This window comes from Pseudarthrobacter phenanthrenivorans Sphe3 (assembly GCF_000189535.1).
Taxonomy (GTDB): domain Bacteria; phylum Actinomycetota; class Actinomycetes; order Actinomycetales; family Micrococcaceae; genus Arthrobacter; species Arthrobacter phenanthrenivorans.
On the sequence record NC_015145.1, the window covers coordinates 1,921,344 to 1,947,349 of the forward strand.

The window sequence follows — 26,006 nt, forward strand, 5'->3', positions numbered from 1 at the left end:
CCGGTTTCCGGGGTCTGTGGAACGTGGGGACTACTGTGGTGGAGTGCTGAAGATCGGGTTGACGGGCGGCATCGCCTCAGGAAAATCAGTGGTTGCCTCACGCCTGAAAGACCGCGGTGCCGTCCTGGTTGATGCCGATGCGCTGGCGCGTGAAGTGGTAGAGCCGGGCACCGAGGGCCTGCACCGCATCGTGGCGGAGTTCGGCGAGGATGTCCTCGGGGCCGACGGAAGGCTGGACAGGCCCAAGCTCGGCGCCCTGGTCTTTGGAGATCCCGCCCGCCTTGCCGTGCTGAACGGGATCGTCCACCCACTGGTCCGGTCGCGCGCGGCGGCAATCGTGGAAGCTGCGGCACAAGATGCCGTGGTGGTACAGGACACCCCCTTGCTGGTGGAAACGGGACAGGGGAGCAGCTTCCACCTGGTTGTGGTGGTGGACGCCCCGGACGATGTGCGGCTCCAGCGGATGCTGGAACACCGGGGCATGACCGAGGATGCGGCACGCTCCCGGATGGCAGCGCAGGCGGCGCGGGAGGAACGGCTTGCTGCGGCGGACGTGATCCTGGACAACTCCGGCAGCGTGCAGCACCTGCTGGACCAGGTCGACCGGCTCTGGGACAACCGGCTGGTGCCCTTCGCGCGGAACATCGCTAACGGGGTCCGGGCGGACCGGGCCGGGGGTCCGGTCCTGGTGCCGCACCGGGAGGAATGGCCGCAGCAGGCGGCCCGGATCGCGGCACGGCTGAAGGCCGCGGCGCCCGGGCTCATCCTGGCGGTAGACCACATCGGCTCCACCTCCGTGCCGGGGCTGCCCGCCAAGGACGTGATCGACCTGCAGGTTGCCGTGCCGGACCTTGAAGCCGCAGCAAGGCTCGCGCCGCTCCTCGCCGCTGCCGGTTTTCCGGGGGTACGGGGAGTCGAAGCCGACACCTCGAAGCCCAACGCGCCTGATCCAACCCAATGGTTGAAGCGGTTCCACGCCAACGCTGACCCGGGCCGGGCGGTGAACGTCCACGTCCGCGCGGCCGGCTCGCCCGGATGGCGCTACGCGTTGATGTTCCGCGACTGGCTCCGGGACGATCCGCAGGCGCTCAAACTTTACGCGGAGCACAAGGCAGACCTGGCGGGGCGGTTCGCCGCTTCTCCGGGCACACGGGCGTACGCCGAAGCCAAGGAGCCTTGGTTCAGCGATGTGGCCTGGCCGGGGATGTCCGCCTGGGCTGAGGCAACCGGCTGGGCGCCGCCGTCGTACGGGTCCTGAAGCTCCCAAGGGCGGAGGCTTGTTCGCCCGTAACGGACTCCGCCGCCCAGTGTCGGTGCCCGGTTGTAGATTAGATCCATGAGCCTTGCGCAGGATATCAACCGTGTTGTAGCGCCCTTCGAGGTCATCAGCGAATTCAAGCCCGCCGGTGACCAGCCCGCAGCCATTGCCGAACTGACAGAGCGCATCAACAACGGCGAGAAGGACGTAGTGTTGCTCGGCGCCACCGGTACCGGCAAAAGCGCCACCACGGCCTGGCTGATTGAACAGGTGCAGCGGCCCACGCTGGTGATGGTCCAGAACAAGACCCTTGCCGCGCAGTTGGCCAACGAATTCCGCGAGCTGCTGCCCAACAATGCGGTGGAATACTTCGTCTCCTATTACGACTACTACCAGCCGGAAGCCTACGTCCCGCAGACGGACACCTTCATCGAGAAGGACTCCTCCATCAACGAGGAAGTGGAGCGGCTGCGGCACTCTGCCACGAACGCCCTGCTCACCCGCCGCGACGTCATCGTGGTGGCCACGGTCTCCTGCATCTATGGCCTGGGCACCCCCGAGGAATACATCGCCGGCATGGTCACCCTCCGCAAGGGCCAGGAAATGAACCGGGACGCACTGCTCCGGAAATTCGTCTCCATGCAGTACGCCCGCAACGACATGGACTTCCACCGGGGCACCTTCCGGGTCCGCGGCGACACTGTGGAGATCATTCCCATGTATGAGGAACTCGCGTTGCGGATCGAGTTCTTCGGGGATGAGGTGGAGAACATCTACACCCTGCACCCTGTCACAGGTGAGGTCATCCGCGAGGAAACCGAAATGTATGTGTTTCCTGCCTCGCACTACGTGGCCGGACCCGAACGCATGGGCCGGGCCATCAAGTCCATCGAGGACGAACTCGCGGACCGGCTCGCCGTCCTTGAAGGGCAGAACAAACTCGTCGAGGCGCAGCGCCTGCGCATGCGCACCACGTACGACCTCGAAATGATGCAGCAGATGGGTTTCTGCAACGGCATCGAAAACTACTCCCGGCATATCGACGGCCGGGCGGGCGGCACGGCCCCGCACTGCCTCCTGGACTACTTCCCGGACGACTTCCTGCTCGTGGTGGACGAATCCCACGTGACCATCCCGCAGATCGGGGCCATGTACGAAGGCGACATGTCCCGGAAGCGGACCCTGGTGGACCACGGCTTCCGCCTGCCCTCCGCCATGGACAACCGCCCGCTGAAGTGGGACGAATTCCTGGAGCGGATCGGCCAGACGGTCTACCTGTCCGCCACCCCGGGCAAATACGAGCTCGGCAAAGCGGACGGCTTCGTGCAGCAGATCATCCGCCCCACCGGCCTGATCGACCCCGAGGTCATCGTCAAGCCCACCAAGGGCCAGATCGACGACCTCCTCGGCGAAATCAGGACCCGGGTGGAAAAGGACGAGCGGGTCCTGGTCACCACGCTCACCAAGCGCATGGCCGAAGACCTCACCGACTACCTCCTGGGCCACGGCATCAAGGTGGAGTACCTGCACTCCGACGTCGACACGCTCCGGCGCGTGGAGCTGCTGCGCGAACTGCGGATGGGCAGCTTCGACGTCCTGGTGGGCATCAACCTGCTGCGTGAGGGCCTTGACCTGCCGGAAGTCTCCCTGGTGAGCATTCTCGACGCCGACAAGGAAGGATTCCTGCGCTCGTCCACGTCCCTGATCCAGACCATCGGCCGCGCCGCGCGCAACGTTTCCGGCCAAGTACATATGTATGCGGACCGGATTACCGATTCCATGGCGAACGCCATCGATGAGACCAACCGGCGCCGCGCCATCCAGGTGGCGTACAACAAGGAACACGGCGTTGACCCGCAGCCGCTTCGGAAGAAGATCGCGGACATCACCGACCAGCTGGCCCGCGAAGATGCCGACACGCAGGAACTGCTGAACAACAACCGGCTGGCCAAGGGCGGCAAGCGGAAGGCCGCCGCGAAGGGGGCCGCGCAGGTCCGGTCGGACGGCCTGGCAGCGGCGCCCGCGGAGGATTTGGTGGGGCTGATCGAACAGCTCACCGAACAGATGCACGGGGCCGCGGCAGAGCTGCAGTTCGAGGTGGCAGCCCGGATCCGGGACGAAGTCAGCGAGCTCAAGAAGGAACTGCGGCAGATGCAGGCCGCCGGGCACGCCTGACACAAACGTCAACAGCGGACAGGGCAACCATCGGGCTGGGGTAGAGTTAAGGTCACGTAGGGGAGTATCCCGAGCGCTACGATCGTCAACACGCAGGGCATGGTTGCCCCGCCGGGCGTAGCGGGCCGCCGAATCCAGCACCAAGTGCGCAGGCAGGCCGGAGAGACTTACACCGCATCTCTGTACCCTGCGAAAGGCTACCCTGTGCTCGAATTGCCCGTGTGGTTCGAGGTCGGCTCTTTTGTCGTCCTCGGCCTGATTCTCCTGATCGACCTTCTCCTGGTGGTCCGCCGGCCCCACGAACCTTCCATGAAGGAAGCCGGCCTCTGGGTAGCGTTCTATGTCAGCCTTGCCCTGTTGTTCGCCGGTGCCATGTTTGCCTTCACCGGCCCCGAGTACGGCGGCCAGTTCGTCGCCGGCTGGGTGACGGAGTACAGCCTCAGCATCGACAACCTGTTCGTCTTCATCATCATCATGGCCCGCTTCTCGGTGCCCCGGAAGTACCAGCAGGAAGTGCTGATGGTGGGCATCATCATCGCGCTGATCCTCCGCGGCATCTTCATCCTGCTGGGCGCCATCGTGATTGAACAGTTCAGCTGGGTGTTCTACATCTTCGGCGCGTTCCTGCTGTGGACCGCCTGGAAGCAGGCCCAGGACGAGGGCGAAGACGAAGAAGACCGCGAGAACCCGCTTATCGCCAAGATCCGCAAGGTCATCCCCATGTCGGAGAAGTTCGACGGCGGCAAGCTGCGCACCACGGTCAACGGCAAGAAGGTCTTCACCCCGATGCTGATCGTGTTCATCACCATCGGCCTCACCGACCTGCTCTTCGCCGTCGACTCCATCCCCGCGATCTTCGGCCTCACCCAGAGCCCGTTCATCGTGTTCACGGCCAACCTGTTCGCCCTGATGGGCCTGCGCCAGCTGTACTTCCTGCTGGGTGGCCTCATGAACCGCCTGATCTACCTGAAGCACGCGCTGTCCTTCATCCTGGCGTTCATCGGCGTCAAGCTGGTCCTGCACGCCATGCACGTGAACGAGCTGCCGTTCATCAACGGTGGACAGCACATCGAATGGGCTCCCGAGATCCCCACGTTCGTGTCCCTCGCCGTCATCGTCGGCACCATCATCATTGCCGTCGTCGCCAGCCTGATCAGCTCCAAGGCCAAGGAAGCGCATCTCGATCCGAGGCTCGAGGAAGACATTCGCAAGAGCCACAGCGACGTCGACTAGCAGCCCTTCGGCAACTGCTCCAGGACAAATCCCGGCCGCCCCGCGGCCGGGATTTTCCGGCTTAATTGGCACTGTGGCCGGTGCCCCCACGGGGCTATGCTCGGAGCATGGCCCTCACCCTGATGTCCGAGCAAGAGGTGCGCCACGTGCAGCGGCGCACCGTGGCGCTGCTGGCGGCAGCCCAGGTTTTTGGCGGTATCGGCACCGGGGCCACGGTCTCCATCGGCTCCATCCTGGCCGTGGAGCTGTCAGGTTCCACTGCCTGGGCTGGCGCCGTTGCCACGCTGATGACCCTCGGCGCCGCACTGGCAGCGTTGCCGCTTGCGTCCCTCGCCGACCGCCGGGGACGGCGGGTGGGGCAGGTCGTGGGACTGTCCGCCGCGCTGGCAGGCGCTGTCCTGATGGTTCTCGCAGTGGTATCGGGCCTCTTCATCCTGCTGGTGCTCGGGGCAGCCGGCATTGGCGTCGGCAGTGCAGCGAGCCTGCAGGCCCGCTTCGCCGCCGTCGACCTCGCAGACACGGAGCACCGCGGCAGGGCCCTGTCCACCGTGGTGTGGGCGGTCACCGTGGGTGCCGTCGCGGGACCGAACCTGATCCAGCCCGGCACAGCGGTGGGCGAGGCGCTGGGGCTCCCGCCTGTTGCCGGGCCGTTCGTCATTTCGGGTGCCGGCCTGCTGGTGGCCACCGTGCTGCTTTTCGCCGGGCTTCGGCCGGACCCGCTGCTGCTGGCCAGGCAACTCGCGGCCAGGGATGCCGGCCAAAGCCGACTGCAGCGCGCGGGGGTGGAAGGGCAAAGCGTCGGCCAGGCAGCGGCCACCGGACAGGCTCCTCCCGCCGCCCCGGCCATGGCCGGGGGAGAGGCAAAGCGCGACGGCGGATCGCTGGTCCGCGGGCTGCGCGCCATCCGTGGTTCGCGGACAGCGCTCCTTGCCGTGGCCGCCGTCGTGGGCGCCCATGCGGTAATGGTCGGCGTGATGTCCATGACGCCCCTGCACTTGCAGGAGCTGGTGGAGGGCCCGGGCGCCGGCCACGCGGGCCATACCGCTTCCGGCGACGTGCTGGTGATCATCGGGTTTACCATCTCGCTGCACATTGCCGGGATGTTTGCCTTGTCACCGGTGATGGGCTGGCTGACTGACAAGGCGGGCAGGGCCCAGACGATCATGATCGGCTTCACCCTCCTGATTGCTGCCGTGGCGGTGGCCGGCTTCGGCCAGTCATCAACGGCAGCTGTGGCAACTGGTCTGGTCCTGCTGGGCATGGGCTGGTCCGCCGCTACCGTCTCCGGCTCCACCCTGCTGGCCGAAAGCGTGGGGCAGGACGCGCGCGTGGTGGTGCAGGGGGTTTCGGACATGCTGATGGGCGCTGCCGGTGCCGTGGGCGGGGCCGTCTCCGGGCTGGTGCTCAGCTGGATCGGGTACCTGGGGCTGAACCTGCTCGGCGGCGTTGTGGGCGCAACGGTACTGGCCGCGGCCTTCCTGACCGTGGTGGCGGGCCGGCGCCAGTCAGCGCCCGCCTGAGCGGACCATGTCGAGCAGCCGGGCGAAGATTCCTTCCCCGTCGTCGGCAATCCCGTCGTGATGGAAATCCGCCGTCTCCCAGACCTGCAGCCCTTGAACGGCGGACGCGGTCTCCAGGGACAGTTTCCGGTCCACGTAGATGTCGTCCGAGTAGACGGCCGCTGCCACCGGAACTGTGTTGGCTGCCAGCTGCCGCATATCGTAGAGCTGCTTCCAGTCCGGTTTCGCGGCCACCAGGTCGGCCACCTCCCGGAGGGGCCGGAGCGCCGGGTCCTGCTCGAAGTACCACGGGTAGACCATCTCCCCGGTCAGCAGCAGGGGTTCAGCGTCCGGCCGGAATTCGGGATATTCCGCCAGGACCCGCCAAGCCGACCAGCCCGTGGCCTCTCCCTGCCCGTAGATGGATTCGTGCATCAGGGCGTAGAGCGGGTTTGAACGGCGCGAGACGATGCCTTGCACTTGGTCCAGGAACGTGTCGGAGAGCGCCCTGCCCTCCTGGGTCTCCGTGAAGGCGTCCTCCAGCAGGTAGTGCAGGCTGTCGACACGCGTGTTGCCGCCCAGGAAGGCACCCACCATCTGGAAGCGTTCAACGGTGAGCGGGCTTCCGTCGGGCAGGAACTCCGGGGTGCTCCTCAGGTGGCGGGCGATTCTCTCCACCGTGGTGCGGTCCTCCGGGTACCAGGAGAAGTACTCCGCGTTCCGGGCCGCCACGCGCTGGAACGTGGCGCGGTAGACGTCGTCGGCCGGACCCGCCAGGGGCGCCAGGCCACCGGTCACCAGGACCTCGCGCAGCCCCTCCGGCGCAAACGAGAGATAGGTCAGGGCGCAGAAGCCGCCGTAGCTCTGGCCATAAATGGTCCAGGGCCCCGAGCCAAGCGCCTCCCGGATCAGTTCAGCGTCGGCCACGATGGAATCCGCACGGAAGTGTTCCAGATACGCCGCCTGTTCCGCCGCCCGGCCGCGCAGGGGAAGGCTGTTGCGGTCGATGGGTGAGGACAGCCCGGTGCCCCGCTGGTCCAGCATGAGGATCCGGAAATCCTTGGCCGCGGCTTTGCTCCAGCCGCCCAGTGACCCTAACCTGTTGCCGCGACCGCCCGGCCCGCCCTGGAGGAACAGCAGCCAGGGAAGCTGTGCCGCCTTTTCCTCGCTGTGCGCCGCCGAGACGTATTCGCGGGCGAAGACCGTGATGGCCTCGCTGGAGGGCGCCGAGTGGTCAAGCGGCACCCTGAAGAAGTGCTCCACGGTACGCATGCCCCGGAACTCGTGCCGTGCGCGCACCTCATGCTGTGCCTGGACGCCTGGCCCTGCCGGGGCGGCCGTTCCTGCCCTAGCCATGGGCGGCCGCAGGAACGGCGTTGCCGAACTGTTCGAGGGCCTCGCCGGTGAGCCGGAAGGTTGACCAGCCGTCCATAGGCCGCGCGCCAAGGCTCCGGTAGAAGTTGATGGACGGCTCGTTCCAATCGAGGACACTCCATTCCACCCTGGCATAGCCGTTCTCCACGGCAAGGGCGGCCAGATGCTGGAGCAGGGCCTTGCCGTGTCCTTCGCCGCGGGCCTCCGGGCTGACATACAGGTCTTCGAGGTAGATGCCGTGCACGCCTTCCCATGTGGAATAGTTCAGGAACCACAGCGCAAATCCCTGTACTTCGCCCGCCTCGTTTTCGGCCATGGCGGCGAACACCCGGGCGTTCTCGCCGAACAGCACCTGCTGCAGCATTTCGGGGGTGTTCCGGACAGCGTCCGGCTCCTTCTCGTAGTGCGCCAGTTCGTGGATCATCCGAAGGATTGCGGGGACATCGTGGGGAGCTGCGGGGCGGATTACACTCATTGTTCGAGCTTACCGCCGGTACCCGCAGTGATCAGAGCCGGTTGACCTCCGTCACCCTGATCACGGCCGTTCCGGTCTCGTCCGATGCCGCCAGGTCCACGTCCGCGGAGATGCCCCAGTCGTGGTTGCCGGCAGGGTCCTCGAAAATCTGCCTGACCTTCCACCGGTCCTTTTCCTCCGTGATGATGAGCAGCGCCGGGCCCCGGGCGTCCGGCCCGGTTCCGATGTCATCGTGTTCGTCGAAATAGTCGTCCAGGGCGTCTTCCCAGCGTTCGGCGTTCCAGCCGGCTGCACCGTCGAGTTCCCCCAGGGCCACCGCGTCCTCGTCGGCGAAGAGTTCCACGCGGCGGAACATCTCGTTGCGCACCATCACGCGGAAGGCCCGGATGTTCGAGGTCAGCGACGGCGGGGGCGGCGGTGGTGCGTCGTGCGGCGTAGGTGCCAGGCCTGACGCCAGTTCCTCCCATTCGTCCAGGAGGCTGGAGTCCACCTGCCGGACCAGCTCGCCGAGCCAGGCAACCAGGTCCTCCAGGTCTTCGCGCAGCATGTCCTGCGGCACGGTCTGGCGCAGGGCCTTGAAGGCGTCGGCCAGGTAGCGAAGGACAATCCCCTCGGACCGGGCCAGCCCGTAGAACTGGACGAATTCGCCGAAGTTCATGGCGCGTTCGTACATGTCCCGGACCACGGACTTGGGGGCCAGCTCGAAGTCGCCCACCCACGGGGCGGCTTTCCGGTACACCTCGAAGGCTTCGCCCAGGATCTCCGCCAGCGGTTGCGGATACGTCACATCGTCCAGCATGGCCATCCGCTGGTCGTAGTCGATGCCGTCCGCCTTCATGGCTGCCACGGCTTCGCCGCGGGCCTTCTTCTGCTGGGCGGAGAGGATCTGGCGCGGTTTTTCCAGCGTCGCCTCGATCACTGACACCACATCCAGCGCGTACGACGCCGACTCCGGGTCCAGGAGTTCAAGTGCGGCGAGTGCGAAGGGGGACAGCGGCTGGTTCAGTGCGAAGTTCGGCTGGAGGTGGACAGTCAGCCGGACAGTCCGGCCGTCGGGCCCCTGCTCGCCGGCCGGGATGCGCTCCACAACCTCGGCCGCCAGGAGTTCCCGGTAGATTCCGAGGGCCTTCTTCATGAGCTGCAGCTGGGAGGACCTGGGCTCGTGGTTCTCGGTCAGCAGGCGGCGGGCGGCCGCGAACGGGTCGCCCGGGCGCTCCATGAGGTTCATCAGCATGGCATGCGTCACGGTGAAGCTTGAAGTCAGCGGGTCAGGCACCGATTCGACGAGCCGCTTGAACGTGGGCTCGCCCCAGGTAACAAACCCCTCCGGCGGCTTCTTTTTGACCACCTGGCGCAGCTTCTTCTGGTCATCGCCGAATTTGGCCACTGCTTTGGCCATGGCCTTGACGTTCTCGGTCACGTGTTCGGGCGCCTGCACCACCACGGTGCCGGCCGTGTCGTACCCGGCGCGGCCTGCCCTGCCGGCGATCTGGTGGAACTCGCGGGAGTTCAGCAGGCGGGTGCGGACGCCGTCGTACTTGCTCAGGGCGGTGAGCAGCACGGTGCGGATGGGCACGTTGATTCCCACCCCCAGCGTGTCGGTGCCGCAGATGACTTTGAGCAACCCTGCCTGGGCGAGCTGTTCAACCAGCCGCCGGTACTTGGGCAGCATGCCCGCGTGGTGCACGCCGATACCGTGGCGCACCAGCCGGTTCAGTGTCTTGCCGAAGCCGGCAGCGAACCGGAAGTTGGCGATCAGCTCCGCGATCCTGTCCTTCTCTTCGCGGGTGCAGACGTTGATGCTCATCAGGGTCTGGGCGCGGTCTATCGCTTCAAGCTGGCTGAAATGCACCACATAGACCGGGACCTGTTTTGTGGCGAGCAGTTCCTCCAGGGTCTCGTGGACAGGGGTCTCGTGGTAGTAGTAATGCAGCGGAATGGGCCGCTCCGCCGAGCTCACCGTGGTGGTGGGCCGTCCGGTCAGCGTGGTCAGGCCCTCCTCGAACCGGGTCACGTCGCCGAGGGTGGCGGACATCAGGAGGAATTGTGCCTGCGGGAGCTCCAGCAGCGGAACCTGCCACGCCCAGCCGCGCTGCGGGTCGGAGTAGAAGTGGAATTCATCCATGATGACGCTGCCGAGCTCTGCTGCTGAGCCTTCGCGGAGGGCCGTGTTGGCAAGGATTTCGGCCGTGCAGCAGATGATCGGCGCGTCCTGGTTCACGCCGGAGTCACCGGTAATCATTCCCACGTTGTCGGCGCCGAAGATGTCGCACAGGGCGAAGAACTTCTCGGACACCAGCGCTTTGATTGGCGCCGTGTAGTAGCTGCGCTTGCCCTGGGCCATGGCCTGGAAGTGTGCGGCGATGGCCACAAGGGACTTGCCGGATCCGGTGGGTGTGGCCAGAATGACGTTGGCCCCGGTGGCCAGTTCCATGATGGCCTCGTCCTGCGCCGGGTAGAGGGCCAGCCCCCGGCTTTCCGTCCACTCAACAAAGCGCATGTAGAGGTCGTCGGGATCCACGCCGGCAGGCGCGGTGGGGGCGGTCAGATCGGTCAGCTGGTCGACGAGTTTCATTGATTTCAGCTTAGTGCCCTGCCGCGTCCTGATTTCCGCCGTGCCCGGGTTAGGCTTCGCCGTACGTGTGACCGCATCAGAACGTGGAGATGTGCAATGAAATGGGATCCGGAAAAGTACATACAGTTCGGCGACTACCGTGACCGGCCGTTTTTCGACCTCACCGGCAGGGTCCGCGCGGACCGTCCGGCCCAGGTCGTGGACCTGGGCTGCGGGCCCGGGAACCTGACCGCAACCCTGGCGGAGCGCTGGCCGGATGCGGAAGTGGTGGGTGTTGATTCCTCGGCCGAGATGCTCGCCAAGGCGGGGGAGCAGGCGGCGGACAAGCCCTCGCTGCGCTTCCAGTTGGCGGACATCGCCGATTGGAAGCCGTCACCGGACACCGATGTGGTGGTGAGCAACGCGGCGCTGCAGTGGGTGCCGGGCCATCTGGACATGATGCGGCAGTGGCTGGACGCGCTCCGTCCCGGTGCCTGGTTCGGCCTGCAGGTGCCCGGCAACTTCAATGCTCCGTCGCATGCCCTGATGCGCGAACTGGCGGCCTCGACCAGGTGGGAATCCAAGCTGGGGACGGTGCTTCGCGGCGGAGAGTCGGTTGGCGGCCCCGCTGACTACCTTCATATCCTGCTCGACGCGGGGTACTGGGCTGATGCCTGGGAAACCACCTACCAGCAGGTGCTGCCCGGCCCGGATGCCGTCCTGGAATGGGCCCGCGGTACGGCGCTCCGGCCGGCCCTGGCAGTGTTGTCAGCAGAAGACGCCGCCGACTTTGAGGCGGAGTATGCGGAGGCCCTGCGGACGGCGTACCCGCAGACCGGGCATGGCACGGTCTATCCCTTCCGGAGGGTTTTTGCCGTGGGACGGAAGCGGGGCTAAGCGCCGCATCAGTCGCTGGAGGTTCTCAACAGTCCTGTCACAGGATGTGACAGCGGCAGAAAGTGATCTGGCTTACAATGGCGGGGTGGCTGATGGGGGAGAGGCTACCGCCGGCTGCCCCATCGGCTGACAGACCTAACGGAGGTACGTTGCTGATCGGATTGCTGAGGCGGCTTCTCGGGGCTCACAAGGCCCAGGTGTCCGCCATCGTTGTTCTCCAGTTGTTGCAGGCTGCCGCCACCCTCATGCTGCCCACTTTGAATGCGGCCATTATCGACGACGGCATCGTCGCCGGGAACACGGGGGTCATCTCCCGCCTGGGTGCCGTCATGGCGGGAATAGCCGCGGTCCAGGCGGCGGCGGCCATAGCGGCAGGCTACCTTGCCGCGCTGGTTGCGATGGAAATCGGCCATCAGCTTCGAGCGGAGATCTTCGCCAAGGTCCAGTCGTTGTCTTCGCAGGAAGTGGCGGCCTTTGGAACCCAGAGCCTGACCACGCGGGCCACGAACGACACCCAGCAGATCCAGGCGTTTGCCGTGCTCGTCTTCACCATGCTCGTTGCGGGGCCGGCGATGGGGCTGGGCGGCATCGTGCTGGCAGTGCAGCAGGACATCGCCCTGTCAGCGGTTGTGATTGTCATTGTTCCACTGCTTCTGTTGATCATGGTCGCCATTGTTCGGCGCCTCATCCCGCTTTACCGCGAGGGACAGGAACTGCTCGACCGGGCCGGCGGGATCCTGCGCGAGCAGATCATCGGTGCCAACGTCATCCGTGCCTTTGTCCGCCAGGACCATGAAGTCCGGCGGTTTGCACGCACCAACAGCAGCCTCACGGCCAACAACCTCCAGTCGGCCCTGCTGGTGGCAGGCATGCTGCCGCTGATCATGCTTGTGGTCAACATCTCCTCGGTTGCCGTCGTCTGGTTCGGCGGGCACCGGATCCAGGCGGGCGTAATGGATATCGGCGCGCTGGCCGCCTTCATCGCCTACATCCTGCAGATCCTGCTCGCCATCATGATGGCCATGTATGTGCTCATGACCGCGCCCCGGGCGGCAGTCTGTGCCGAGCGGATCGGCGCCGTGCTCAGCACCGAACCTTCCGTGCGGGACCCGGATGGAACCAGGCCGGCGATGCCCGGAAGGACCGTGTGGAACGAGGAACCGGGACCGGGCCGGGGGACCCTCCAGTTCAGCAGGGTGGGTTTTTCCTATCCTGGCGCCGAGGCGCCAGTCCTGGCGGACATCAGCTTCACGGCCGGACCCGGCACCACCACAGCAATTGTGGGATCCACGGGCAGCGGAAAATCAACGTTGCTCAACCTGATTCCGCGTTTCCTCGATTCCACGGCCGGGACCATCCGCCTTGATGGGGTGGACATCAGGGACCTGCCGCTGGATGCCCTGCGGGGCGCCATGTCGATCGTTCCGCAGCACTCACACCTGTTTTCGGGAACCATCGGCGACAATCTCCGGCTGGCAGTCCCGGACGCCCCGGACGAACAGTTGTGGGCTGCACTTGAAACAGCGCAGACCATGCGGTTCATGCGCGAATTGCCCTTGGGCCTGGACACTCCTCTTGGCCAGGGCGGGACGAACCTGTCCGGCGGGCAGCGGCAGCGGCTGTGCATCGCCCGCGCCCTGCTGCGGAAGAGCCCCCTCTACCTTTTTGACGACAGCTTTTCGGCCCTGGACTACGACACTGATACCAGGCTGAGGCAGGCCTTGGCGGCGGAGCTCGCCCCTGCAACGGTGATTGTGGTGGCGGAGCGGATTTCCGCCGTCGAAAGCGCCGATCTCATCCTGGTGCTGGACGGCGGCCGGCTGGTGGCACAGGGGACCCACAGCGAGCTGCTGGAAACGTCGCCCACCTACCGGGAAATTGCCGACTCGCAGCTGGCTCTGGACGGTCCCTTGTGACGCCGCCCCCCGCTGCACCGGCGGCGCCCGGAACATTCTGGCCGACGGCGGGACGGCTCCTCGGGCTGCTGCGTCCCTTCAGGCGCTTTATGCTGGGTGCCATCGCCGCTACCTGTGCCTTTGCCGGGCTCAACGTTGCCGCGCCGAAGTATCTCGGAGACGCCACCGACGTGGTGGTGGACGGTGTGCTGCAAGGAGCCCTGGACGCCGGGCGGTTTGGCCGCCTGCTCGCGGCCGTAACCCTGATGTACGTCCTTGCCTCGCTGTTCAACTGGATCCAGGGGGCGCTGACAGCCCGCTCCGTCCAGGGACTGATGTACAGGCTGCGGGCATCGCTGGAGGATAAGTTGCACCGGCTCCCTTCCACTTACTTCCAGGAGCGTTCACGCGGAGATGTCCTGAGCCGCGCAACTAATGACATCGACAACATCGCCCAGGCTTTGAACCAGCTCCTGACACAGCTGATCATGTCGTTCCTGATGCTGTGCGGATCGCTGGCCATGATGCTCTGGATCTCGCCGCTGCTTGCCGTGATTGCGATTGCCAGCGTTCCGCTGTCCACACTGCTGACGGTGGTGGTTGCCCGCCGTTCCCAGGCCCATTTCGCCAGGCAGTGGACCGAGACCGGCGAGCTGAATGCGCACGTGGAGGAGTTTGTTACCGGGCACGAGGTCATCAAGGCCTTCGGGCACCAGGCCAAGGCGGCTGAGATCTTTGCCCGCAGCAATGACCGCCTGGCGCGGGCAGCCACAAAGGCCCAGTATTCGGCAGGGGTGGTGCAGCCCCTCATGGTGCTGATGTCCAACCTCAACTACATCGCCGTGGCGGTGGTAGGTGCCCTCCAGGTGATTGCCGGCGCCATGACCATCGGGGGAATACAGGCGTTTGTGCAGTTCAGCAGGTTGTTCTCGCAGCCCGTGGGGCAGATCGGGGGGATGCTCAACCTCATCCAGTCCTGTGCGGCCTCCGCGGCGCGGGTCTTTGCCCTCCTCGATACCGAGGTGGATCCTGCCGAACCCGTGCCGGCACCGGGTGCGGTTCCACCTGGCGGGCGGATTGTGTTCGAGGACGTCACGTTCGGCTATCCCGAATCGGCCCCCGCCGTACGCAACCTCTCTTTCGCGGTGGAGCCGGGGCAGACTGTGGCCATCGTGGGCCACACGGGCGCCGGAAAGACCACGGTGGTGAACCTCCTGATGCGTTTTTACGAGCCGGGATCCGGGCGCATCACCATGGGCGGCACAGACATCGCGGCCATTCCGCGGGATCTCCTCCGGCAGCAGCTCGGGGTGGTGCTGCAGGAATCGTGGCTGTTCGCCGGCACCATCAGGGAAAACATCGCATACGGTAGGCCGGGGGCCACGGAACCGTGCATTGTCGCGGCCGCCGAGGCCAGCCACGTGGACCGGTTCGTCAGGGCGCTGCCCGCGGGTTACGACACCGTGCTGGAGAATGGCGGGGAACCGCTGAGCCAGGGCCAGCGGCAGCTTCTGACCATAGCCAGGGCGCAACTCGCGGGCAGGGCAGTCCTGGTCCTGGACGAGGCCACCAGTTCGGTGGATTCGAGGACGGAGCTGCTGATCCGGCAGGCCATGCAGCAATTGAGGCAGGGCCGCACCAGCTTTGTCATCGCCCACCGTTTGTCCACGGTCCGGAACGCTGATCTAATTCTGGTCATGGACCACGGACGCATCGTCGAGCAGGGCACGCACCACAGCCTCCTGGCCGCCAACGGTTATTACGCGCGGCTCCACAACGCCCAGTTCTCCGCCCGCACCGGCCAGGCCGACGCGCTTGAGGCGGGCCTTTGAGCCCCGCCTCCGCCTTGCCCGGGAACTGGAAGCCGAACTCCGCGAGCTCAGTGCCGCTGTTCGAGCAGCTTCGCCTGCAGGTGATCCACCTCGTGGACAATGGAGCGCTGGTGCCGGGAACCCGGCTGCCCGCCGTCAGGGCGCTGGCCGAACACCTTGACGTCGCTCCGCACACAGTGGCCCGGGCCTACAAGGAGCTGGAGGCTGCCGGCATCGTGGCCACTCGGGGCAGGAATGGCACGGTGGTCTGCGCGCGTGATGAACGTCTCGGCGGGCTCTCAGCAGCTGCCGCCGCGTATGCCGCAGAGGCCAAGGCGCAGGGCGCCTCCTTCGCGGAGGCAGTCAAGCTGCTCGCTGCTGCCTACGATGTTCCCTGAGGGCGGAACCGTGCAGGTTCGAAGAAGTTTTCGATTAGCATAATGGGGTGCCTAAAGCCGTAGCTGAAGAAACTTCCGCCCCCTCCACTGCGTTGACCGTTCCTCCTGCGGCTGCCCCGCACCGCCCGGACCTGTCGCGCCTCATCGTCAAGGGGGCGCGGGAACACAACCTGCGCAACGTGGACCTTGACCTGCCCCGGGACGCAATGATCGTCTTTACCGGACTCTCCGGATCCGGGAAGTCCTCTTTGGCCTTCGACACCATCTTCGCGGAGGGCCAGCGGCGCTACGTTGAGTCGCTGTCCGCTTATGCACGCCAGTTCCTGGGGCAGGTGGACAAGCCTGATGTCGACTTTATCGAGGGACTGTCCCCGGCAGTTTCCATCGACCAGAAGTCCACCAGCAAAAACCCGCGGTCCACGGTGGGCACCATCACCGAAATCTATGACTACATGCGCCTGCTCTGGGCACGCGTGGGCCGGCCGCACTGCCCCGTGTGCGGGGAGCCGGTGGCCAAGCAGACCCCCCAGCAGATCGTGGACCAGCTCCTGGAACTGGACGAGGGCACCCGCTTCCAGGTCCTGGCCCCCGTGGTGCGGGGGCGCAAGGGCGAGTTCGTCGACCTTTTCAAGGAACTCACCGCAAAGGGCTACTCACGGGCACGCGTTGACGGAAACCTTGTCCAGCTCAGCGACCCGCCCAAACTGGGCAAGCAGTTCAAGCACACCATCGAAGTGGTGGTGGACAGGCTCGTGGTCAAGGAGGGGATCAGCCAGCGGCTGACGGATTCCATCGAAACCGCGCTGGGGCTGGCCGAAGGCCGCGTCCTGGCCGAGTTCGTCGACCTGGAGACCGATGACCCCGGCCGGTTGCGGGCATTCTCGGAGAATCTCGCCTGCCCCAACGAGCACCCGCTGGCGATTGACGAGATCGAGCCGCGGTCCTTCTCGTTCAACAACCCCTTCGGTGCCTGCGCCGCCTGCAGCGGCATCGGCACCAAGCTCGAGGTGGACGAAGAACTGATCGTCCCCAACCCTGAACTTTCATTGGGGGAGGGCGCCATCGCGCCCTGGTCCATGGGCACAGCCACCACGGAATACTGGAACAGGCTCCTGGACGGCCTCGCCAAGGAGCTGGGTTTCTCCATGGACACACCATGGGAAAAGCTCGGCAAGGACGTGCGCCAGACTGTCCTGCACGGAAAAGACCACAAGGTGGTGGTGCAGTACCGCAACCGGTTCGGCCGGGAACGCAAGTACAGCACCGGGTTCGAAGGCGCCATCCAGTACGTCCACCGGAAGCATGGCGAGACGGACTCGGACTGGGCCCGCGACCGCTACGAGGAGTACATGCGGCAGGTCCCATGCCCGGCCTGTAACGGTGCCCGCCTTAACCCCGCCTCGCTCTCGGTCCTGATCAACGGGAAGTCAATTGCCGACGTCGCGGCCCTCCCCATGCGCCAGTGCGCCGATTTCCTGAACAACCTGGTCCTGACTGGCCGGGAAGCGCAGATCGCCCACCAGGTGCTCAAGGAGATCCAGGCGCGCCTGACCTTCCTGCTCGACGTTGGCCTTGAATACCTGAACCTTGAGCGTCCCTCGGCCACGCTTTCGGGCGGCGAGGCGCAGCGCATCCGGCTGGCCACCCAGATCGGTTCCGGCCTTGTGGGTGTCCTCTACGTGCTGGATGAGCCGTCCATCGGCCTGCACCAGCGCGACAACAGGCGCCTGATCGACACCCTCACCAGGCTCCGGGACATGGGCAACACGCTCATCGTGGTTGAACACGATGAGGACACCATCCATGTTGCTGACTGGATTGTCGACATCGGACCCGGTGCGGGGGAGCACGGCGGCCAGGTGGTCCACTCCGGCTCCTACAAGGAGCTGCTGGACAATACGGCTTCCCTGACGGGCGACTACCTGTCCGGACGCAGGAAGATCGAGGTTCCCAAGAAGCGCCGCAAGTACGACAAGAAGCGTGAGCTGAAGGTCGTGGGGGCGCGGGAAAACAACCTCGTCAACGTGGACGCCGCCTTCCCGCTGGGGCTCTTTACCGCCGTCACCGGCGTAAGCGGTTCCGGTAAGTCCACCCTTGTCAACGAAATCCTGTACAAGGTGCTGGCCAACAAGCTCAACGGTGCCAAGCAGGTGGCCGGACGGCACAAGACCGTGCAGGGGCTGGAGCACCTGGACAAGGTGGTCCATGTGGACCAGAGTCCCATTGGCCGCACCCCCCGCTCCAACCCGGCCACCTACACCGGCGTCTTCGACAACATCCGCAAGCTTTTCGCGGAAACCACCGAGGCCAAGGTGCGCGGCTACCTCCCCGGCCGGTTCTCCTTCAACGTCAAGGGCGGCCGCTGCGAAGCCTGCTCCGGTGACGGCACGCTGAAGATCGAGATGAACTTCCTGCCGGATGTGTACGTGCCCTGCGAGGTGTGCCACGGCGCCCGGTACAACCGGGAAACCCTTGAGGTCCACTACAAGGGCAAGACCATTGCCGATGTCCTGAACATGCCCATCGAGGAGGGCGCGGAGTTTTTCGCTGCCTTCTCGCCGATCGCCCGGCACCTCAACACCTTGGTGGATGTTGGCCTGGGCTATGTCCGCCTGGGGCAGCCGGCCACCACCCTGTCCGGCGGCGAGGCCCAGCGCGTCAAGCTGGCCGCTGAGCTGCAGAAGCGGTCCAACGGACGCAGCGTCTACGTCCTGGACGAGCCCACCACGGGCCTGCACTTCGAGGACATCCGCAAGCTGCTGATGGTCCTGCAGGGGCTGGTGGACAAGGGCAACACGGTGATCACCATTGAGCACAACCTGGATGTGATCAAGAGCGCGGACTGGATCGTGGATCTTGGCCCGGACGGTGGTTCCGGCGGCGGCCAGATTGTGGCCACCGGCACCCCGGAACAGGTGGCCACGTCCACCACCAGCCACACTGCGGCGTTCCTGGCGGAAATCCTCGGCTGACGCAGAAGCGAAACCGGAAGAAGCACGCCGGGTATATGCCGCTGCGGGTATGCGAGTTTCAGGCACTGCTGCTGTCATGAGAAACTAACCCGGTGACTCAAACAACAGTGCCCGTGATCTTTGACCTGGACGGCACTATTGTCGATCCGGCCGGTGGGATAACAGACGGAATCTCCTCGGCCCTTCGGACGCTGGGTCTGCCGATTCCGAGCCAGGACCTGCTGCACGCCATGATCGGCCCGAAGCTCAGTGACTCGCTGCTGAACGTTGCCAACGTTCCCGCGGAGCTCCTGGACGAGGTCATCCGCCTGTACCGCGAGCACTACGTGGCCACCGGCATAGCGCAAAGCCGGGTTTACCCCGGCGTGCGGGAAGTCCTGGAGTCCTTCGTGGCGGCCGGCCGGCCCGTGTCCGTGGCGACGCAGAAACCGCAGGGCCTGGCGCGCACAGTCCTGGAGCACCATGGTATCGACGGGCTGTTCCACGGCATCCACGGATCTGCCGACGACGAGGGCGCTGTTCACGGCGTCCCGCTCGGGAAGACCGGAATCATTGCCGCAGCCCTGAAGGACCTGGACACCCGGCATGCCGTCATGGTCGGGGACCGCGCCCAGGATGTCTCCGGCGCCATTGCGAACGGGCTCGACTGCATCGGCGTGGCCTGGGGATTCGCCCCCGACGGCGAACTTGAAGAGGCAGGGGCGGTGGCCGTCGTGGAGACCGCGGACGGCCTGGCGGAACTGATCGGCCGGATGCAGGCGATCCACACCGCAGCCATGAGGGAGGTGACCAACGATGGCAATGTTTGATGCTGTCCGCTGGACCACGCGCAGCCTGATCTCCGGCACCTGCCGGCCCACCGTCGTCGGCCTTGAAAATGTTCCTGCTGACGGGCCCTTCATTGTGGCACCCAACCACCTGTCATTCTTCGACAGCGTCATTGTCCAGGCACTGATGCCACGCCCGGTCGCCTTCTTCGCAAAAGCCGAGTACTTCACCACCGGCGGCGTGAAGGGCAAGGTCATGAAGGCGTTCTTCGAGTCCGTGGGCTCCATTCCGGTGGAACGCGGCGAGCAGGCAGCCAGTGTCCAGGCACTCAAAACACTCCTGGACATCCTGGAATCGGGCAAGGGAATCGGGATCTACCCGGAAGGCACACGTTCCCGCGACGGCATCCTCTACCGCGGCCGTACAGGTGTGGGCTGGCTTGCGCTGACCACCGGCGCGCCTGTCATCCCGGTTGGCTTGATCGGCACCGAGAACCTCCAGCGCGCCGGTGAAAGCGGGGTGCGCCCACAGCACTTCACCATGAAAGTGGGGGAGCCGTTGTACTTCGACAAGACGGGCCCCGACCACTCCTTGCCCGCCCGCCGGCAGGTGACGGACCGGATCATGGATGCAATTGCCGAACTCAGCGGCCAGGAGCGGTCCACCAGCTACAACCAGAGCAAGACGACGGAATAGCCGGCCATTCCGCTGTCCGCTGACGCGTCCGTGGCAAGGGCACCCGGCGGGCCTCAGTAGACTGGACTGGTGGCAAATCCAGCAAGTTACAGGCCCAGGACGGGAGAGATCCCCACCAATCCAGGGGTCTACCGGTTCCGCGACCAGCACGGCCGGGTCATCTACGTCGGCAAGGCCAAAAGCCTGCGGTCGCGCCTGAACTCCTACTTCGCCAATCCTGCAGGGCTGCTGCCCAAGACCTACGCCATGGTCCACGCGGCAAGCAGCGTCGAGTGGACAGTGGTGGGCAGCGAACTTGAGTCGCTGCAGCTGGAATACACGTGGATCAAGGAGTTCAAGCCGCGGTTCAACGTGGTGTTCCGCGACGACAAGACCTACCCCTACCTGGCAGTGACTGTTGGGGAGAAATATCCCCGTGTCCAGGTGATGCGCGGGGACAAGAAAAAGGGGACCCGCTACTTCGGCCCCTACACGGCCGGGGCCATCCGCGAGACCATGGACACCCTGCTCCGGGTGTTTCCGGTGCGCAGCTGCAGTGCCGGGGTGTTCAAGCGCGCCGAGGCCAGCGGACGGCCCTGCCTCCTGGGCTACATCGACAAGTGCTCCGCTCCCTGCGTGGGCAGGATCTCACCTGAGGACCACCGCGCGCTGGCTGAGGATTTCTGCGCCTTCATGGGGGGTGAGGCCAAGCGGTTCATCGCAAAGCTGGAAAAGCAGATGGCAGAAGCCGTCGCCGAGCTTGACTACGAACGCGCCGCCCGGCTGCGCGACGACATCACCGCCCTGCGCAAAGTCTTCGAGCGCAACGCCGTGGTCCTTGCCGAGGAGACGGACGCTGACATCTTTGCGCTGCACGAGGATGAACTTGAAGCCGCCGTCCAGGTGTTCCATGTCCGGGGCGGCCGCATCCGCGGACAACGTGGCTGGGTGGTTGAAAAGGTGGAGGATTCCACCACCCCTGACCTCGTGGAGCACCTCCTCCAGCAGGTCTACGGCGAGGACGGCGACAGCCACGGCAGGCTGCCGCGGGAGGTACTGGTGCCCGTCGCACCCAGCAATGCCGAAGAGCTGGCGCAATGGCTCAGCGGCATGCGGGGCGCGAAGGTGGACATCCGGGTGCCCCAGCGCGGGGACAAGGCCGCCCTGATGTCCACGGTGCGAGAAAATGCGGAGCACGCCCTGAAGCTGCACAAGACCCGGCGCGCCGGAGACCTGACGGTCAGGTCGCAGGCCCTGCAGGAGCTCCAGGAGGCCCTGGACCTCCCGGTACCGCTGCTGCGCATCGAGTGCTTCGACGTCTCGCACGTGCAGGGCACCAACGTTGTGGCCTCCATGGTGGTGGTGGAGGACGGGCTGCCGAAGAAGTCGGACTACCGGAAGTTCTCCGTCACCGGTGCTGCGGCCTCGGACGATACCGCTGCAATGCATGACGTCCTCACCCGGCGCTTCCGCCGCTACCTCGAGGATAAATCCGCGCAGGTGGACGACGCCGCCCTTGCCGGGGAGCCGGAAGAATTTGGTGAAGGCTCCCTGCTGGACACCACCACTCCGGCGCCGCGCGCCAAGTTCGCCTACCCGCCCAACCTCGTGGTGGTGGACGGCGGCAAGCCCCAGGTCAACGCCGCGGCCCGTGCCCTGGCCGACCTCGGTATCGATGACGTCTACGTGGTGGGCCTTGCCAAGCGGCTGGAGGAAGTCTGGCTGCCGGACAGCGACTTCCCGGTGATCCTGCCCAGGACGTCCCAAGGGCTGTACCTGCTGCAGCGGATCCGTGACGAAGCCCACCGGTTCGCCATCTCCTTCCACCGCCAGAAGCGGGGCAAGGCCATGACGGTCTCCGCCCTCGACGGCGTTCCGGGCCTGGGTGCCTCCAAGCGCAAGGCACTCCTGGCGCACTTTGGCTCGGTAAAGGGCGTGAAAGCGGCGACGGCCGCGGAGTTGTCCCAGGCGAAGGGCATCGGCCCCGCTCTCGCCAGCGCCATCGTGAACCACTTCGCGCCGGACGGGCCGGAACCGGCTCCTGTGCCGGCGATCAATATGACCACCGGCGAAATCATTGAAACTTAGCGGAGTCCGCTGAAACTTGGCTAGGGTAAAGGACGGGGTTTCCACTACTGCGGAAGCCTGCGGGACAACAACGGAAACGGGGCGGACTTAATGGCAGACACGACGGCGGAATCCGGAGCAGGGCAGGACGGGATGCAGCCCGTCAAGCCCCTCGAAGCGGAGCTGCTGGTGGTCACCGGAATGTCCGGAGCTGGGCGGAGCACGGCAGCTGATGCGCTGGAGGACCACGGCTGGTACGTCGTGGAGAACCTGCCGCCGCAGATGCTGGGCACCCTCGCCGAGCTGGTCTCCCACGCACCGCAGTCCATCCCGCGGCTGGCCGTGGTCATCGATGTCCGCAGCAAGGGGCTCTTCGCCGACATCCGGGCCGCGCTCGGGGCGCTGGCCGCCAGCGGGGTCACCTTCCGGGTGCTGTTCCTTGACGCCAGCGACAACGTCCTGGTCCGCCGGTTCGAACAGGGACGCCGGCCGCATCCGCTGCAGGGCGGCGGCCGCATCCTGGACGGCATCGCCGCTGAACGCGAGCTGCTGCAGGAACTGCGCGACAGCTCCGACGTCGTTCTTGACACCTCCGGCTACAACGTGCACGGGCTGGCCACGGCCATCACGGAACTGTTCAGTGAAACCGGCCCGGTGGCCCTTCGCCTGAACGTCATGAGCTTCGGCTTCAAGTACGGCCTGCCCGTGGACGCCAACTACGTGGCAGATGTCCGCTTCATCCCCAACCCGCACTGGGTGCCGCAGCTGCGCCCGCACACCGGCCTGGACAAGGATGTCAGCGATTACGTCCTGGAAGCCGAAGGCGTCAAGAACTTCGTGGACCGCTACGTCATGGCCCTGGAACCGGTCCTGGACGGCTACCGCCGCGAGAACAAGCACTACGCCACCATCGCCGTGGGCTGCACCGGCGGGAAACACCGCTCGGTCGCCGTCGCCGTCGAACTTTCCAAGAAACTGGCCCAATTCCCACGAGTCACGGTGACCACCACGCACCGGGACCTGGGCCGCGAGTAATGTCGCTTTTCACCGGGGCCCTGCCGCTGGTTCCGCCTGCCGGTTCAGCGTCCGGGAAGCAGGACAAAGGCCCCAACGTCGTTGCACTGGGCGGCGGCCACGGCCTTTCGGCGTCGCTGTCCGCCTTGCGCCTGCTCACCTCGGACCTCACCGCGGTGGTGACGGTAGCGGACGACGGCGGCTCCTCCGGGCGTCTCCGCGAGGAGTACGGCGTCCTTCCGCCAGGCGACCTGCGCATGGCGTTGTCCGCACTGTGCGACGACACCGACTGGGGACGCACCTGGCGCGACGTCATGCAGCACCGGTTCCGCCCGGCGAACGGTCCCGGCGGCTCACTGGACGAACACGCCATGGGCAACCTGCTGATCGTAACCCTGTGGGAGCTGCTGGGCGACGCTGTGGCCGGGCTCAAATGGGCCGGTGCCCTCCTGGGGGCACGGGGCCAGGTGCTGCCCATGTCCACGGTTCCGCTCACCATCGAGGGCGATGTGCGCATCACTGCTCCAGACGGAGGGACCGCACTCCAGACCATCCACGGCCAGGCACGGTGCGCCGTGGCCGGCTCGTTGGAGCAGGTGCGGCTCCTGCCTGAGGCGGCGCCTGCCTGCGTCGAGGCCCTCAGCGCCATCGAACTCGCCGACTGGGTGGTCCTGGGCCCCGGCTCCTGGTACACCTCCGTGCTGCCCCACCTGCTCTTGCCCGAAATGCGGCAGGCACTGTGCCATACGCCGGCCAAGCGCTGCCTGACCATGAACCTCGCCACGGACACCAAGGAAACCTCAGGCATGACAGCGGCCGACCACCTCCATGTGCTGCGGCGCTACGCCCCTGAGTTCAACGTTGACGTTGTCCTGGCCGACCCCGCCTCGGTGCCGGACCGGCAGGAGTTTGAGAAAGCCGCGGGGATGATCGGCGCCGAGGTGGTCTTGGGTAAAGTAGGGGCGTCGGGGCGCCGTCCCGTCCATGACCCCCTGCGTCTGGCAACGGCGTACCAGGACATTTTTGGGAACAGTTAGGAAGGTGCCATGGCACTGACATCATCGGTCAAAGAAGAACTGTCCCGTCTGGACATCAAAAAGTCATCAGTCCGCAAGGCCGAAGTCTCGGCCATGCTCCGGTTCGCAGGCGGACTGCACATCATTTCCGGCCGGATCGTGATCGAGGCGGAAGTGGACCTGGCCTCCACTGCCCGCCGCCTCCGTGCCGCCATCGCCGAAGTGTACGGCCACCAAAGCGAGATCATCGTGGTGTCCGCCGGGGGACTGCGACGCGCCAGCCGCTACGTGGTGCGGGTAGTGCGCGACGGCGAGGCGCTGGCCCGCCAGACCGGCCTCCTGGACGGCCGCGGCCGCCCTGTGCGCGGGCTTCCGTCCGCCGTCGTGAACGGTTCCGCAGCAGACGCCGAGGCGGTGTGGCGCGGCGCCTTCCTGGCCCACGGTTCGCTCACTGAACCAGGCCGCTCGTCCTCGCTGGAGGTCACCTGCCCAGGGCCGGAGTCGGCCCTCGCCCTTGTTGGCGCCGCGCGCCGGCTGGACATCCAGGCGAAGGCCCGCGAAGTCCGCGGCGTGGACCGCGTGGTCATCCGCGACGGCGACACCATTGCCGCCCTCCTGACCCGGATGGGCGCCCACGACGCACTGATGGTCTGGGAGGAGCGGCGGATGCGCAAGGAAGTCCGGGCCACCGCCAACAGGCTCGCGAATTTCGACGACGCCAACCTCCGCCGCTCCGCCCAGGCAGCCGTGGCCGCGGGAGCACGGGTGGAACGCGCCCTTGAGATCCTTGGTGACGACGTCCCGGACCACCTGAAGTACGCCGGTGAGCTGCGGGTGGCGCACAAGCAGGCAAGCCTGGACGAGCTGGGCCGCCTCGCGGACCCGGTCATGACCAAGGATGCCATTGCGGGAAGGATCCGCCGGCTGCTCGCAATGGCGGACAAACGTGCCCTTGACCTGGGCATTCCGGGTACGGACGCCAATGTGACGCCTGAAATGCTGGACGAGTGACAGCCCCATAGAATCAAAAAGATTCCGGACGCCAGCCGCCCGGATGCACAATCCAAGAGTCACCAACCGGACTGAGAGTCCACGATATTGGAGGATTTTGTGACCGAGTACGTATTGCCCGAACTCAGCTACGACTACGCCGCACTGGAGCCGCACATTTCCGCGCGGATCATGGAGCTGCACCACAGCAAGCACCACGCAGCCTACGTGGCGGGCGCCAACAACGCCCTGGCCCAGCTGGCCGAAGCCCGCGAGAAGGGCGACTTCGCCAACATCAACCGGCTGTCGAAGGACCTCGCGTTCCACACGGGCGGGCACGTCAACCACTCCGTGTTCTGGAACAACCTCTCCCCGGACGGCGGCGACAAGCCGGAAGGTGAGCTGGCAGCGGCCATCGATGACGCCTTCGGTTCCTTCGATGCGTTCCGTGCCCAGTTCTCCGCGGCCGCACTCGGCCTCCAGGGCTCCGGCTGGGGCTTCCTGGCCTACGAGCCCATCGGCGGAAACCTCGTCATCGAGCAGCTGTATGACCAGCAGGGCAACGTGGCGCTGGGTACCACCCCGCTGCTGATGCTTGACATGTGGGAGCACGCCTTCTACCTGGACTACGTCAACGTCAAGGCCGACTACGTCAAGGCCTTCTGGAACATCGTGAACTGGGCGGACGTGGCCCGCCGGTTCGAGGCTGCACGCACCAGCGCAACGGGACTCATCACCCTCCCGTAGCGGACACCCCGGTGTAACAAACTTCACATTCGGACTTAAAAAGGCCGGGATGTGGACGGTCCGCCCCTGCACTTGCGGGGGCGGACCAAGTTAAACGTAAGATAGGTCACGGAAGGCGGTTAGCCTTCAGCAATGAGGCTGGTCGCCCTCCGTTTGTAAATCATCTCTGCCCAATGGCGTGCGGGATC

The 26,006-nt window shown here is 65.8% G+C and carries 19 protein-coding genes; 16 read left to right on the forward strand and 3 right to left on the reverse strand.

Annotation, left to right across the window (positions count from 1 at the left end; genetic code table 11):
* Window positions 1-43 precede the first annotated feature (43 nt).
* The 4 genes from coaE to ASPHE3_RS08835 all read left to right on the forward strand — a co-directional run bounded on the left by coaE (window position 44) and on the right by ASPHE3_RS08835 (window position 6,186).
* Window positions 44-1,258, forward strand: a complete 1,215-nt coding sequence (gene coaE / locus ASPHE3_RS08820; protein ID WP_013600875.1) for a dephospho-CoA kinase — start codon at window positions 44-46, stop codon at window positions 1,256-1,258.
* A gap of 78 nt (window positions 1,259-1,336) precedes the next feature.
* Window positions 1,337-3,433 carry an excinuclease ABC subunit UvrB gene (gene uvrB / locus ASPHE3_RS08825; RefSeq protein ID WP_013600876.1) on the forward strand — a complete coding sequence of 699 codons (2,097 nt, stop codon included), beginning with the start codon at window positions 1,337-1,339 and terminating at the stop codon, window positions 3,431-3,433.
* Between the two features lie 204 nt (window positions 3,434-3,637).
* The gene (locus tag ASPHE3_RS08830) at window positions 3,638-4,666 is read left to right on the forward strand and encodes a TerC family protein (RefSeq protein WP_013600877.1); all 1,029 of its coding nucleotides are present in this window, start codon (window positions 3,638-3,640) and stop codon (window positions 4,664-4,666) included.
* A 107-nt stretch (window positions 4,667-4,773) separates the two neighbouring features.
* A complete protein-coding gene (locus ASPHE3_RS08835; RefSeq protein ID WP_013600878.1) occupies window positions 4,774-6,186 on the forward strand; it encodes an MFS transporter in 1,413 nt (470 codons plus the stop codon).
* Here the strand turns inward: ASPHE3_RS08835 and ASPHE3_RS08840 are convergent.
* From ASPHE3_RS08840 to ASPHE3_RS08850, 3 genes are read right to left on the reverse strand one after another with little or no spacing between them, the layout of a single operon-like run.
* Complete coding sequence (locus ASPHE3_RS08840; RefSeq protein ID WP_049786053.1) at window positions 6,172-7,521, reverse strand: alpha/beta fold hydrolase; 1,350 nt, start codon at window positions 7,519-7,521, stop codon at window positions 6,172-6,174. The two genes, ASPHE3_RS08835 and ASPHE3_RS08840, sit on opposite strands and share 15 nt — an antisense overlap.
* Complete coding sequence (locus ASPHE3_RS08845; RefSeq protein WP_013600880.1) at window positions 7,514-8,014, reverse strand: GNAT family N-acetyltransferase; 501 nt, start codon at window positions 8,012-8,014, stop codon at window positions 7,514-7,516. Before ASPHE3_RS08845 ends, ASPHE3_RS08840 begins: the two co-directional genes overlap by 8 nt.
* A gap of 31 nt (window positions 8,015-8,045) precedes the next feature.
* Window positions 8,046-10,589 carry a DEAD/DEAH box helicase gene (locus tag ASPHE3_RS08850; protein ID WP_013600881.1) on the reverse strand — a complete coding sequence of 848 codons (2,544 nt, stop codon included), beginning with the start codon at window positions 10,587-10,589 and terminating at the stop codon, window positions 8,046-8,048.
* A 96-nt stretch (window positions 10,590-10,685) separates the two neighbouring features.
* On the opposite strand from ASPHE3_RS08850, the gene ASPHE3_RS08855 reads away from it, so the two are divergent.
* The 12 genes from ASPHE3_RS08855 to ASPHE3_RS08910 all read left to right on the forward strand — a co-directional run bounded on the left by ASPHE3_RS08855 (window position 10,686) and on the right by ASPHE3_RS08910 (window position 25,818).
* Window positions 10,686-11,465: a trans-aconitate 2-methyltransferase gene (locus ASPHE3_RS08855; RefSeq protein ID WP_013600882.1), complete on the forward strand. Its 780-nt coding sequence runs from the start codon at window positions 10,686-10,688 to the stop codon at window positions 11,463-11,465.
* A 149-nt stretch (window positions 11,466-11,614) separates the two neighbouring features.
* Window positions 11,615-13,381, forward strand: coding sequence for an ABC transporter ATP-binding protein (locus ASPHE3_RS08860; RefSeq protein WP_013600883.1), 1,767 nt, complete (start codon window positions 11,615-11,617; stop codon window positions 13,379-13,381).
* Between the two features lie 89 nt (window positions 13,382-13,470).
* The gene (locus ASPHE3_RS08865) at window positions 13,471-15,192 is read left to right on the forward strand and encodes an ABC transporter ATP-binding protein (RefSeq protein ID WP_013600884.1); all 1,722 of its coding nucleotides are present in this window, start codon (window positions 13,471-13,473) and stop codon (window positions 15,190-15,192) included.
* The gene (locus tag ASPHE3_RS08870; RefSeq protein WP_041652045.1) at window positions 15,189-15,569 is read left to right on the forward strand and encodes a GntR family transcriptional regulator; all 381 of its coding nucleotides are present in this window, start codon (window positions 15,189-15,191) and stop codon (window positions 15,567-15,569) included. Before ASPHE3_RS08865 ends, ASPHE3_RS08870 begins: the two co-directional genes overlap by 4 nt.
* A gap of 47 nt (window positions 15,570-15,616) precedes the next feature.
* Complete coding sequence (gene uvrA / locus ASPHE3_RS08875) at window positions 15,617-18,541, forward strand: excinuclease ABC subunit UvrA (RefSeq protein WP_041652046.1); 2,925 nt, start codon at window positions 15,617-15,619, stop codon at window positions 18,539-18,541.
* A gap of 92 nt (window positions 18,542-18,633) precedes the next feature.
* Complete coding sequence (locus ASPHE3_RS08880) at window positions 18,634-19,350, forward strand: HAD hydrolase-like protein (protein WP_041652048.1); 717 nt, start codon at window positions 18,634-18,636, stop codon at window positions 19,348-19,350.
* The gene (locus tag ASPHE3_RS08885; RefSeq protein ID WP_013600888.1) at window positions 19,337-20,005 is read left to right on the forward strand and encodes a lysophospholipid acyltransferase family protein; all 669 of its coding nucleotides are present in this window, start codon (window positions 19,337-19,339) and stop codon (window positions 20,003-20,005) included. The genes ASPHE3_RS08880 and ASPHE3_RS08885 overlap by 14 nt, the downstream gene beginning before the upstream one ends.
* 69 nt (window positions 20,006-20,074) lie before the next feature.
* Complete coding sequence (gene uvrC / locus ASPHE3_RS08890; RefSeq protein WP_013600889.1) at window positions 20,075-22,072, forward strand: excinuclease ABC subunit UvrC; 1,998 nt, start codon at window positions 20,075-20,077, stop codon at window positions 22,070-22,072.
* Between the two features lie 90 nt (window positions 22,073-22,162).
* Window positions 22,163-23,086 (forward strand): RNase adapter RapZ, encoded by a 924-nt coding sequence (rapZ, locus tag ASPHE3_RS08895; RefSeq protein WP_041652049.1) that lies wholly within the window; start codon window positions 22,163-22,165, stop codon window positions 23,084-23,086.
* On the forward strand, window positions 23,086-24,102 hold the full coding sequence (locus ASPHE3_RS08900) for a gluconeogenesis factor YvcK family protein (RefSeq protein ID WP_013600891.1): 1,017 nt from the start codon (window positions 23,086-23,088) through the stop codon (window positions 24,100-24,102). The genes rapZ and ASPHE3_RS08900 overlap by 1 nt, the downstream gene beginning before the upstream one ends.
* Before the next feature lie 9 nt (window positions 24,103-24,111).
* Window positions 24,112-25,092 (forward strand): DNA-binding protein WhiA, encoded by a 981-nt coding sequence (gene whiA, locus ASPHE3_RS08905; RefSeq protein WP_013600892.1) that lies wholly within the window; start codon window positions 24,112-24,114, stop codon window positions 25,090-25,092.
* Between the two features lie 99 nt (window positions 25,093-25,191).
* Entirely contained in the window at window positions 25,192-25,818 is a 627-nt protein-coding gene (locus ASPHE3_RS08910; RefSeq protein WP_013600893.1) for a superoxide dismutase, read from the forward strand.
* Window positions 25,819-26,006: the final 188 nt, after the last annotated feature.